Raw genomic sequence first — 11843 nt, 5'->3', positions numbered from 1 at the left:
TCCGGGACCGCGAGCCGCCGGTCGCCGCCGGCGGCTCCTCGCCCGGAAATCGCCGCCGACCGCTCGCCGTCGCTCCGCGGCCGAGCGGGTCACCGCATCGACTCGGCGTCGACCACGAGGTCCCGGTCGACGGAGATCCACGTCGACATGCGCTCGACCCCCGTCGCGTCGGGCGGGTGGATCGTACACCGGTCGGGCCGGTCGGCGTACTTGACGAGCGCGAGTTCCAGCGTCGGCGGGTCCGACCGGCCGGGCTGGCCGGGGTCGATCGACGGGGCTCGGGGCTCGGAGACGGCGTCGTCCTCTGACCGGGTTCGTCCCGACATCGTGTTGCTCACTCGAAGGGAGACAGCTAGCTCACAAGAGAGCTGCTATGAATTCACAATAGGCCAACGTAGCCGGCGGGAGCCGACGCGATCAGACCGGGCGAGAACGTACCCGTATCGTCCCGTCTACGGCCGGACCGTCCGCAGCACCCACGTCTCGGGGTTCAGCCGTTCGACCTCGAAGGGGTCGAGGTCGCCGGGGCCGTCGGCCTCAGCCGACAGCGAGGCGATAAACGAGCGCACCGGCGCCGGGTCCCGGTCGGAGACGAGAACGAACGCCTCGCCGCGCTCGGTGGCGTCGAACCCCTCGCGGACGCGGTCGTGGCGGCCGTCGGCGTCGACGCCCCGCAGGTCGACCGCGTCGTCGGGCGCGTCGACCGCCCACACGTCCTCGCACCGCTCGCGGGCGTCCTCGCCGAGTCGTTGCATCTGCTCGGGCAGCTCTCCGGGTCGGGGAGTCGCCTGAACGCTCGGATCGAACTCCAGCTCGGCGAGGACCGGGGCGTCGAGCCCGTCCAGCGGCTCGCCGTGTTCGAACAGGTCGTGCTCGTCGCCGCAGCTCGGACAGGTGAACCCGGCCATGTTGACGGCGACGCCCAGCACGGGCACGTCGTTCTCCTCGAACAGATCGAGCGAGCGGGCGGTGTCGGTCACGGCCGCGTGGAAGGGGGTGGTGACGAAGACGACGCCGTCGAGGTGGACCTCCTGTAGCGTGGTCAGCACCACGTCGCCGGTCCCCGGCGGGAGGTCGACCACGAGGGTATCGAGGTCGCCCCAGGCGGTGTCCTCGAACAGCTCCGAGAGGGCGTCGTGGGCCATCGCGCCCCGCCAGGCCAGCGGCGCGCCCGACTCCATGAGCCCGACGCTCATCACGTCCAGCTCGCCGGCCTCGACGGGGAGCGGGTTGCCGTCGTCGTCGGAGTAGACCGGGCCCGACACCTCCAGCACCTCGGGGACGTTCGGTCCGTGGATGTCGGCGTCGAACAGGCCCACGTCGCGGTCCGCGCCGGCCATCGCGCAGGCGATATGGGTCGCCACCGTCGTCTTGCCGACGCCGCCCTTCGCGCTGGCGACGGCGATCACCCGGTCCACGTCGGCGAGGCCGGTCGAGCGGTCCTCGTCGGCGCTGGCCCCGGTCTCGCGCTCGATGTGGGCGTGTTCGACGCCGGGCACCTCCGAGACCGCCCGGAGCATGGCGCTGGTGACCTGCTCGCCCTCCTGCGGGCGGAAGTCGGTCAGGTCCGCGACGACCGTGACCGCCCCCTCGGAGACGGCGATGTCGGAGACCAGGCCGGCCTCGAACACGTCCTTGCCCGCGTCGGGGTCCCGGACCTGCCGGAGCGCGGCCTCGACTTCCTCCTGCAGGTCGTCGGTGGTCTCGTCGGTGTTCGTCCGCTCGGTACCGTCGGCGTCGTCGATCGGTCCGTCGTGGTCGGTGTGTTCGGACATTGTGGGGTGGACAGCGGTGTCTCGGGCCGTCGGTCAGAGGTCGGGCTGGCGATTCAGGTGGTCCTCTCCGGGGAGCGTGGTGTCGCCGCGGTCCAGGGCCCCGGTGAACTGCCGGCGGAAGCGGCCAGGGTCGGCCTCCAGGGCGCGGGCGGCCGTGCCGCGGACGATCCGCGGCTCCGACTCGTCGTCGGCGACCGCCCGCAGGACCTCGCGAGCGCGGTCGTCGTCGACGCCCGCCAGCAGGTGGACGGCCCACTCGCGGACCCGCTCGCTCTCGTCGTCGACCGCGTCGAGCAGCGGTTCCAGCGCGTCCTCGCCGCGGCGTTTGAACACCGAGACGAGCGCGTTGCGCCGGACCGCGTGGTGGTCGGCGTCCAGTGCCTCCTCGATACGGTCGGCGTAGGCCTCGCGGTCGATGCGGTCGAGCGCGACGACCGCCTCGGCGCGGACCCACGGGTCGTCGTCCCCGGCGATCTCCAGTGCAGCGGGCCCGGCGCGCTCGCCGCCGAGCTTCGCGAGCGCCTCGACGGCGAACTGGCGCACGTCCGCGTCGTCGTCCCCCGTTCCGGCGGTGATCAGTGCCTCGACGATGGCGGGGTCGTGGTCCTCCTCCGCGAGCGAGAGCGCCGCCCGCTGGCGCTCGACCGCGTCGCCGGTCGCCAGCCGTTCGAGCTTCTCCGTCGCGCTCTCGCTGGCGATGAGCGACGTGTCGGCCGCGGCGAGTTCCCGGGGGGTGGCCTCGCCGATCGTCACGTCCTCGCGGCTCACCTCGATGTCCTCCAGTCCGGCGTGGTCGACGTCGAACCCGGGGCTCTGTTCGGGGTGGACCCGCGGGTCGGTCGGCCCGTCGGTGGCCTCCTCGGGGTCACGCATCGGCGACACCCCCAGAGGTACCCCCGGTTTCCGCGCCGGCGGGCGCCCACTCGCGGACCAGCACGACGAGCCCGAGCGCGAACGCGACGGCGCGGGGGAGCGTCCCCGGGACGCCCGCGGTCAGCAACAGCGCCGCGGCGACAGCCGGTCCGAACGACCGCCGGCGGGCGTCGGCGACGACCGTCGCGACACACCCCCCGATCCCCAGCGCGAGCAGGGCGAGCGGGACCGTCCCCGCGCCGAACGCAACGAGGACGACCGCACCGGCGACGAACGGTGCGGCCGCCGCGAGGACGACCACCGCGAACGCGGCGACCGCCCACAGCCCGAGGTCCACGGCCCCGTCGAGCCGGCGGGCCAGCGGGAGCGCGGCCAGCGTCGCGAAGGCGACGGCGGCTCCCGCCGGCCGGAGCGTCGTCGTTCCGATCCCCGCGGAGGCCGCCAGCGACCACGCGAGCGCGAGGGCGCCCAGCGCCGCGACGGCCCCCGGACGGGCGACCGGCGCGAGCGCCGCCCGGAGCGAGTCGACCGCGCCGACGCGGGCGTGCGCTCGCTCGGCGAGTTCGACGACGAGCGCGGCGCCGGTCCCGACGAGGACGGCGGCGGCCGCCGGGAGCCACGCCGCGCCGTCGGCGGCGCCGACGAGCCCGAAAACGCCCACGGCCGCGAGCGCCACTCGCCCGGCGCGGCGGTCAGCGTCGACCGCCAGCCCGAGCGCCGCGAGCGCCGGGACGACCGCAGCCAGCGCCGACACTGCCGGCATCACCGCGCGGCCGACCGGCGGGAGGCCGCCGGGCGCGTTCCGCAGGAGTCGCAGGCTCAGCACGCCGGCGGTCGGGACGAGCGCGACGGCACCGAGAAGCGTCGCCGGCGATCCGGGGAGACCGCCGCCGAGACGCTCGCGGGCGGCGGACAAGGCAGTTTGGTCCCCGGAGCCGGCGGCCGAGTCGCCGGCGTTCGCGGTCGGCCGGCTCACGGGTCGCCCTCCCCTTCCAGCCGGTCGGCCAGGTCGTCGGTGTCGGCGGCGACCAGCCGCCGGCAGAAGGCGGCGAGTTCCCCGTAGTATCCGGTCCCGGGTTCGCCGTCGAGCGCGTCGTCGACCCCCTCCGAGAGGACCGCGAGGTGGCGGTCGAGGAAGTCCAGCCGCGCGCGGGCGGCGTCGGGGTCGACCGCCGCCTCGCGCCGACAGAGGTAGCCGGCGAACTCCAGTTCCAGCCGGTAGTGGTCGTGGTTCTCCCGCCGGTCGGTGTCGACCTCGACGCCGAAGTAGTCGTAGGCCCGGGCCAGGTCGAGGTTCACGTCGTTCCACGACGCCTCCGGCCGGTAGCCCGATTCGTACAGCGACACGTCCGGCCCCTCGGCGTCGATGGTGCCGTCGGTGCGGTCCTCGACGGTGGTCTGGCCGAGCACGAACAGGTCGTTGAACCGGGCGCAGACGGTCTCGCGGTCGTCGTCGGTGGTCAGGTCCGGCGGCTCGACGTCGAGACTCGTCCGGTCGAGCAGCCGCCGACACTCCCGGTCGAGCGCGCCCGAGGCCAGCGCCTCGTGGAGCTGTTCGTCGGGTTCCGTCATCGCCCGGGCGGCCAGCGCGTACAGCCCGCCACGGGCCGCGGCGTCGCGGTCGGCGTCCGTCGGCGGTTCGTCACCGACGGCTCGGCGGTCGCGCTCGGGGGCGTCCTCGCCGCCGGTCGGGCGGTCCCCGTCCGGCGCGTCGTCGACCGGTTCGGCGTCGCTCACGCCGGCTCACCCCGCGTTCGACGGACGCCCTCGATGGTCACGACGGCCACGAACAGGACCGCGAGCCCGGCGACCGTCCAGAGGATCGTCTCGTAGGGCGGCCCCTGCGGGCCCGGTCCCATCGCGAGGTACTGCCACTCGCTGACGGCCTTGCGGCCGGCCCGCTCGTCGTAGGAGCCGTTCCACACCGCGACCGCCACGTCCACGTCCCGCTCGCCCGAGAGGTCAGTTCGGTTGCCCGCCATCTCGGCCTCGCGGGTGAACGCGACGTGCCACTCGCCGTCCTCGTGGACCGCCTCGGCGTCGACGGCCGACTGCTCGAACGACGTGGTCGTCCCGGCACCGCCGGCGAGCAGCTCCTCGGTCGACCCACCGGCCCAGTACCAGACGTTCACCCGGTTGCTCGTGCCGCCCATCGCGATGGGCGGGCGGGCGCTCTCGTTCTCGGGCAGCTGGACGGCGACGGCGTCGGCGAACGCCCGCAAGTCGGAGGCGTTGCGGTCGGCCGTCGCGTCCGGCCAGGAGACCCGGACGAACACGTGCGAGTCGTTGGTCGCAGCGCGGACCTTCGCGTGCGTGGTCGAGACGTTGCTCGCCTGGGGCAGCCCGCTCGGCGCGCTCGCCAGCGCGAGTTCCACGCTCGGCACCGCGGTCCACGACTCGGCGGTCGGGTCCGTCGCGTTCGCGCCCACGTCGCCGACGGGCACCTCGTTGGCCGGCCGCGCGCTCGTCAGCGTCGGGACGAGCGCCGCGCCGACGACCGCGAGGACGACCAGCGCGGCGACGCCGAGCCAGGAGTCGCCCGAGCCGCTCCGCTCGCGGCCCTCAGTCATCGTCGAACACCCCCAGCCGGTACTGCTGTGCGGGGTTCTTGTCCTGGAGCATCTCCATCAGTTCGCTGTCCTCGCCGCGACGCACCCGGTCGCGGTGGCGCTCGATCGTATCGAGAGCCTGGTTGACGCGGTCACCGAACAGCTCTTCGAGGTAGTCGCGGGGAATGCGGTCGACGCCCTCGATGCTCTCGCCGTCTTCCGAGTGCTGTGGCGGGGCGTAGGGCGGGATGTAGTAGACGTTCGGCACCGTCTCGAACTCCGGATGGAGCGGCAGCGCCACCTCGTACTCCTCGACGAGCTTGTAGATGGGGCCGTCCTCGTCGTCGAGGTAGCCCACCAGCCGCAGCTGGGGCGGGCACTCCTCGGCGCAGGCGGTCGCGTGGACCTCGTCGTCCGGCCCCTCGCCCTCGATGCGCGGGTAGCAGAAGATGCACTTCTCCGATTTCTTCTTGGCGGCGTTGTAGTACACCTTCTTGTAGGGACAGCCCTCGACGCAGTAGCGGTAGCCCCGACAGCGCTCCTGGTCGACGAGGACGATGCCGTCCTCCTCGCGCTTGTACAGCGCCTTGCGGGGGCAGGCCTCGACGCAGGAGGGGTGGGTGCAGTGGTTGCAGATCCGCGGGAGGTAGAAGTAGTAGCTGTTGGGGTACTCGCCGGCGCCCTGGTCCTCGTCCCAGTTGGGGCCCCACTCGGGGTCGACGTTCTGCGGGCGCAGCGGCTCGTCGCTGCCGTCGTACATGATCTCCGAGTGGTTGAACTCCCAGTCGCCGCCGTAGCGTTCCTTCTCGGGAATCTCGCCGGGCTGGCGCTCGCCGTGTTCGTCGGACTGCCAGCCGCCGCCCGAATCCTCCCACCCCTTCGGGTAGCCCTCGCCGGGCTTGGTCTCGACGTTGTTCCAGTACATGTAGTCGCGGCCGCCGCCCTCCGTCCAGAGGGTCTTGCACGCGACCGTACAGGTCTGGCAGCCGATGCACTTGTTGAGGTCCATCACCATCGCGACCTGGTGGTCGACCCCGTCCGCGATGTCGATGTTCGTGTCGTCGCTCTGGGCGTCGTCGGTGCTCACGCGTCGTCACCTCCCGCGTCGGCGGCGGGGCCACCGTCGTCGACCGGTCCGTCCCCCGGCGGGGCGCCCCCGTCGGCCAACCGCAGGTCGGCCGCCGTGTCCTCGCTCTCGCCGCTCGATTCGCTCTCCGCGTCGTCGGCCCCCTGGTCGGCGGGGCGCACGTCGACGCGCACGTCCGAGTTGACCCCCGTCGGGCCCCAGTAGTTGGGGAAGAAGTAGAGGTGTTCGCCGGTGTCCTCAGGGTACTGCACCAGCTGGGTCGGCTTCATGTACATCGGGACGAGCGAGTTGAAGTTGTTCCGGTCGGGGTACTGGAACCGCTCCCAGGCGAAGTAGTGGCGGATCGTCCCCGGTTCGCTGGAGGGGTAGATCTTCGCCTGCACCTCCACGCTGTCCAGGTCGTTGAACACCTCGACCGTGTCGCCGTCCTCGATGCCCCGCTCGGCGGCGTCCTCGGGGTTGATGTGGACGACCGGTTCGCCGCGCTGGAGCTCGAGCATCGTCTCGTTGTCGCGCCACGTCGAGTGGATCGACCACCGGCCGTGGGGCGTGCTGTACGACAGCGGGTAGCTCCCGCCGGTGTTCGCGGGCCCTTCCTTGTGGGTGGGGAGCTCCTCGCCGAGTTCGAGGAACCAGTCGTGGTCGACGTAGTACTGCTGGCGCCCCGTGAAGGTGGGCCACGGCTCCTTGTCCTGCACGTAGTTCTGCCAGGGGGTGTACGCCTCCCCGTCCTCGATGTCGGAGGTCCAGTGGTCACCCGCTTCGAGCAGCCGCTGGGGCTGGTCGATCGTGTCGTCGAGCGTGATCTGCTCGTCGGTCCCCTCGGGGTTGGACTCCTCGGAGTGTTCGAGGATGTACTCGCAGGCGGCGCGGTCCTCGGCGAGCGCGCCCGCCTCGCCGCTCTCCCAGTCGCGCACGTAGTCGTCGTACACCGACTGCAGGTCGATCTCGCGGTCGAACGAGCGGTCCTCTATCGGTTCGACGCCGCGCTCGGTGGCGACCTCCTGGATCTTCTCCGCGAGGTCGCGGAAGATCTGCCAGTCGGTCTTCGCCTCGCCCAGCGGCTCGACCGCGGGCGTGAACGGGTGGACGTAGCTGTGCATGTCCGTCATCGAGAGGTCGTACTTCTCGTAGTGGCTCGCCGCGGGGAGGACGATGTCCGAATAGAGGGCCGTCGAGTCCATCCGGAAGTTGATGTCCACCACGAGGTCGAGCTTGGGCCACAGCTCCTCCTCGACGGCGATGTTCCCCTTGGCCTGGTTGAAGTAGTTGCCCCGCCAGACGAACATCGTCGAGGGGTCCGGCCGGGAGCCGTCCTCGCGCTCGGAGGGGTAGACCGGCATCCAGTCCTTCTCGATGGACTCGCGGATCTTCGCCGCGGTGTCGTCGTCGGTGTTGTCGAGGATGCCCGCGTGGAAGTAGGTCCACAGCGTCGTCGGGACGCCGCGGACCGAGCCGGTCGGGAACGAGAGGGTCTGCCACCCCTCGTACGTCCAGATCTTCTCCTGGCCGACGTAGTGGTCAAGGCCGGTACCCTGCTCGCCGAGGTTACCCGTAAGGGTGACCAAGAGCTGGATCGCGCGGTTGCCGAGGTCGTTGTGATACCAGTCGTTGACGCCCTTGCCGTGGATGATCTTGGCCTTGTCGGCCTCGGCGAACTCCCGGGCGACCCGCTGGTAGGTCTCCTCGCCGACGGTCGTCTCCTCGGCGACGAACTCCGGCGTGTACTCGGCGAGTTCGTCCCGGAGGTTGTCCCACACGGAGCGCACGGCGACGCTGTCGGCGTCGTCGGCGAGGTCGACTTCGCGCTCGACGGAGAGCCGGGGGTCGAAGTCGAGTTCGATCGACGACTCGGGGTCGTTCTGGCCGTCGCGGTCCCCCAGCGATCCGGGCGCCATCCGCAGGCTCCCGTCGGAATCGACCATCACGAACGTCTTCTCCGGGCGGTCGACGTTCTCGCCGACGCCGGGGACCTCGCTCGCGCGGAGGAACTTCCCGGTGTCCTCGCGGACGAGCAGCGGCATGTCGGTCTGCTCTTTCAGGTGTTCCTCGTCGTACAGCCCCTCGTCGACGATGGTCTGGGCCATTCCGAGCGCCAGCGCGGTGTCGGTGCCGCCCTCCGGGGAGACCCACTCGTCGGTGTGGATGGCGGTCTGGGAGTAGTCGGTGAAGACGCCGACGCGTTTGGTCCCGTTGTACGCGGCGTCGAGGAAGAACTTCGCGTCCGGGATGCGGGTGACGTTGATATTCGACCCCCAGGCGATGATGTAGTCGGCGTTGTACCAGTCGGCGCTCTCGGCGTTGTCCGTCTGGGTTCCCCAGGTGATCGGCTGGCCCGGCGGCAGGTCCGAGTACCAGTCGTAGAAACTGTGACTGACGCCGCCGAGGAGGTTGACGAGTCGGGAGCCGCTGGCGAACGAGACCGGACTCATCGCCGGGATCGGCGTGAACCCGGAGATGGCGTCGTAGCGCCCGGCCTGCACCTCGTCGACGACGTGCTCGGCGATCTCCGTGAGCGCCTCGTCCCAGGAGATGCGCTGCCACTTGCCCTCGCCGCGCTCGCCGGTGCGGCGCATCGGGTACTTGATGCGCTGGTCGGCGTTGACGTAGTCGGTGTAACAGGCGCCCTTCTGGCAGCCCCGCGGGTTCGGGTCGGGCAGGCTCTCGTCGAAGTTGGGGTAGTCGCCGGCCTGCTCCTCGCGCCAGACCTGCCCGTTCTTGACGTAGACGTTCCACGAACACGACCCGGTGCAGTTGACCGAGTGGGTCGACCGGTGTTTGGAGTCCCAGTCCCACTCCTCGCGGTAGAGGTCCTCCCACTCCCGGTAGGGGTAGTCGCCGATGGGGTCGTTGACGACCTGGAGCCGGGTCATCTGGAGGAAGTCCTGCGCGAGCCCGGTCTGTGAGGCCCCCGCGCCGGCGACGCCGGCCGCGCCGACGCCCTTCAGGAAGTCGCGGCGGGACACGTCCACGTCGGAACCCCCATCCGTCGCGGCTCCGTCGGCGGTTCCCTCGGCGACGCCGTCGGTCGCTTCGCTGTCGGTGCTGTCGGTCGGCGGGTCGTCGGTTCGGTCGCGGTCGGTCGAGTGGTCGGTCATTGTTTGGAGACGAAGATAGTCGCGAGTCCGCAGGCGACGCCGGCGGCGGCGAACGCGATACCCGCCGGCGTGTGGCCGCCGGTGTCGAGGCCGACGGCTATCAGCGCGACGCCCAGCAGTTTGCTCAGTCGGTCGATCCAGCGATAGGAGCGCTCGGTGACGGTGACCGCGGTCATCGCTCGCCCTCCGTGTCGGCAGTGTCGTCGCTCGACGGGTCCGATCCGTCGCTCGGTGCGTCCGAACCGTCGCCGTCCGGCTCGTCGGGGCCCTCGTCGTTGCCGCGCAGCAGGCCGTAGGTAATGGCGGCACAGAGCGTCGGCCAGCCCAGCAGCGCCCACCAGAGGACGGCGTTGACGGGGCCGGTGCTGGTACCGAGCGCGTCGGCGGCGATGTTGTTCATGCCCGCGATGGAGGCGACCATGATGAACGTGACGCCGAAGACGCCGACGGCGGTCTGTTTCGGCCGGTCGAGCGGGTTCAGCGCGAAGTGCTCGGGGTCGCGGTAGTAGTCGACGAACGGCCACGCGGCGACGGCGCCGAAGACGAGCCCCGGCATGAGGATGCCGCCGACGAACTCGGCGTTGACCTCGCCGACGAGGGGGACGTGGAACGCGAGCCACGACGGCAGCAACTTCAGGAAGCCGTAGACCCACATCAGGAACCAGTCGGGCATGATGAGCGCGGGCGTGCCCGCGGGGTCGTTGGGGCCGTACTCGGCGACGTTGTGGACCGGGAGGAACCCGGCCAGCAGCGACAGCGTCGCCAGCGTGAGGAAGAAGACGACCGCGCTCACCGCCGCCTGGTTCGGGAAGGCGGGCAGGCCGACGATGACGCTGTCGTCGTCGCGGTCGACGGCGCCGGCCACCTTCGTGCGAACGGCCCCGGCGACGCCGCCGTCGGTGGCGGCGTCGCTCCCGGCGGCGGTCCCGCCACCGGCGCCGCCGGTCGCAACGCCGTCCCCGCCGTCGGCCGCCGCCGTCCCGCCGCTCGCCGCCGGACCTTCGGCCGGCGGCGCCGGTCCGGGCACGTCGTCCTCGCGCTCGGCCTCGGTGTGCTTCTGCCGCATCAGGATCAGCATGTGGACGCCGATCAGCCCCGCGATGGCCAGCGGTATCACGAGGACGTGCAGGAAGTAGAACCTGGGAATGGTGGCAGACGACGGGAACGATCCGCCGAAGACGAGCTTCGAGAGCGCGCCGCCGACCAGCGGGATCGACTTGGCGAGGTTGTAGCCGATGCCGGTCGCCGTGCTGGCGAACTCGTCGAACGGGAGCGCGTAGCCGGTGTAGGCGGCCCCCATCGACAGCCCGGCCAGCCCCGTCCCGACGAGCCAGTTGGGCTCGCGCGGGTTGCGGTAGGCGCCGGTGAAGAAGACTCTGAGCATGTGCAGCGCCATCGAGGCGATGAACAGGTGGGCGGCCCAGTGGTGCATCCGGCGCAGGAGCATCCCGAACGGCACGTCGTAGGTGATGTTCAGGACGCTCGCGAACGCCTCGGGCACCTCCTCGCCCTGGAAGCGCTCGACGCTCCCCTCGTAGGTCACGTCGCTGGTGCTCGGCTCGAAGAAAAAGCCGAGGAACATCCCCGTCAGCACGAGCACGAGGAAGCAGAACAGGGCGACCTCACCGAGCAGGAAGGAGTCCTCGGCGGGGAACGCCTTGCCGAGGATATCCCTGTCCGAATCGAGGTCGAGGCGGGCGTCGACCCAGTCGTAGGCGCGGCCGAGCCGGCCGGTCCCGTCGCCGTCGTCGCTGGTCGCCATCACTCACCCCCCGGGCCGACCGGCCCTTCGAAGTCCCCGGTGGCGACGAGGTAACCGTCCGAGGAGAGGGTGAGCGGCAGTTGCGGGAGCGCCCGCGGCGGCGGCCCGCCGACGACCGAGGCGCCGCTGGTGGGGTCGAACTTCCCGAAGTGACACGGGCAGACCAGCGTCTCGCCCTCCGTGTCCGAGACCATACAGCCCGCGTGCGTGCAGACCTTCGAGTAGGCGGCGTAGCCGCCGACGGTCGACTCCATGCTCGTCTCGCCGCCGTAGGCGTCCTCGGGGTAGCGGACCAGTAGCGTCGGCGCGTCGGCGATGCCCGGCCGCGGCTCGGGGAAGACGGTGAGCTGTTCGCCCTCCGCGAGCGTGTCCTCGGTGACGCGCTCGCCCTCGCCGTCGACCAGCGCGACGCCGTCGGAGTAGACCGGGCCGGAGTACCCCCGTTCGAAGACGCGGGTCAGCCCCATCAGCGGCGCCGCGAGGCTGCCGACGGCGGTGAGTCCGCCGACGGTCGCCAGCACCTTCGCGTAGTCCCGGCGCTCCATCTCGGCGCGGGCGTCGGTGTAGATGCTCGGACGGGTCGGTTCCTCGTCGCCGCAGCAGCCGTCGCAGGTGTCACAGTCGTCGCTCATCGGTGTCCCCCGTCGCGCGTGCGCCGCGCGGTCGGTCCGTCGGTCGGTGCGGTCGGTCGAGCGTCCG

The 11843-nt window shown here is 71.5% G+C and carries 11 protein-coding genes; all 11 read right to left on the bottom strand.

Features of this window, described 5'->3' with window-relative positions; all coding sequences use genetic code 11:
* Window positions 1-89: 89 nt before the first annotated feature.
* Complete coding sequence (locus HZS54_RS15665; RefSeq protein ID WP_179918031.1) at window positions 90-326, bottom strand: DUF7511 domain-containing protein; 237 nt, start codon at window positions 324-326, stop codon at window positions 90-92.
* 126 nt (window positions 327-452) lie between these two features.
* Complete coding sequence (locus tag HZS54_RS15660; RefSeq protein ID WP_246391666.1) at window positions 453-1775, bottom strand: P-loop NTPase; 1323 nt, start codon at window positions 1773-1775, stop codon at window positions 453-455.
* A gap of 33 nt (window positions 1776-1808) precedes the next feature.
* Window positions 1809-2648, bottom strand: a complete 840-nt coding sequence (locus HZS54_RS15655; RefSeq protein ID WP_179918030.1) for a HEAT repeat domain-containing protein — start codon at window positions 2646-2648, stop codon at window positions 1809-1811.
* A complete protein-coding gene (locus HZS54_RS15650) occupies window positions 2641-3624 on the bottom strand; it encodes a DUF8068 family protein (protein WP_179918029.1) in 984 nt (327 codons plus the stop codon). Before HZS54_RS15650 ends, HZS54_RS15655 begins: the two co-directional genes overlap by 8 nt.
* Window positions 3621-4385: a molecular chaperone TorD family protein gene (locus HZS54_RS15645; RefSeq protein WP_179918028.1), complete on the bottom strand. Its 765-nt coding sequence runs from the start codon at window positions 4383-4385 to the stop codon at window positions 3621-3623. Before HZS54_RS15645 ends, HZS54_RS15650 begins: the two co-directional genes overlap by 4 nt.
* A complete protein-coding gene (locus HZS54_RS15640; protein ID WP_179918027.1) occupies window positions 4382-5218 on the bottom strand; it encodes an ethylbenzene dehydrogenase-related protein in 837 nt (278 codons plus the stop codon). Before HZS54_RS15640 ends, HZS54_RS15645 begins: the two co-directional genes overlap by 4 nt.
* Window positions 5211-6284: a nitrate reductase subunit beta gene (gene narH / locus HZS54_RS15635; RefSeq protein ID WP_179918026.1), complete on the bottom strand. Its 1074-nt coding sequence runs from the start codon at window positions 6282-6284 to the stop codon at window positions 5211-5213. The genes HZS54_RS15640 and narH overlap by 8 nt, the downstream gene beginning before the upstream one ends.
* Window positions 6281-9382: a nitrate reductase subunit alpha gene (narG, locus tag HZS54_RS15630; protein WP_179918025.1), complete on the bottom strand. Its 3102-nt coding sequence runs from the start codon at window positions 9380-9382 to the stop codon at window positions 6281-6283. Before narG ends, narH begins: the two co-directional genes overlap by 4 nt.
* Complete coding sequence (locus tag HZS54_RS15625; protein WP_179918024.1) at window positions 9379-9558, bottom strand: DUF8120 family protein; 180 nt, start codon at window positions 9556-9558, stop codon at window positions 9379-9381. The genes narG and HZS54_RS15625 overlap by 4 nt, the downstream gene beginning before the upstream one ends.
* Window positions 9555-11144: a cytochrome b gene (locus HZS54_RS15620; protein ID WP_179918023.1), complete on the bottom strand. Its 1590-nt coding sequence runs from the start codon at window positions 11142-11144 to the stop codon at window positions 9555-9557. Before HZS54_RS15620 ends, HZS54_RS15625 begins: the two co-directional genes overlap by 4 nt.
* A complete protein-coding gene (locus HZS54_RS15615; protein ID WP_179918022.1) occupies window positions 11144-11776 on the bottom strand; it encodes a QcrA and Rieske domain-containing protein in 633 nt (210 codons plus the stop codon). The genes HZS54_RS15620 and HZS54_RS15615 overlap by 1 nt, the downstream gene beginning before the upstream one ends.
* Between the last annotated feature and the right edge of the window lie 67 nt (window positions 11777-11843).

It is taken from the genome of Halosimplex pelagicum, assembly GCF_013415905.1.
In the GTDB taxonomy this organism is placed as follows: Archaea; Halobacteriota; Halobacteria; order Halobacteriales; family Haloarculaceae; genus Halosimplex; species Halosimplex pelagicum.
The sequence above is the reverse complement of the archived record's forward strand: the minus strand, read 5'-3'. Positions and strand labels throughout refer to the sequence as shown.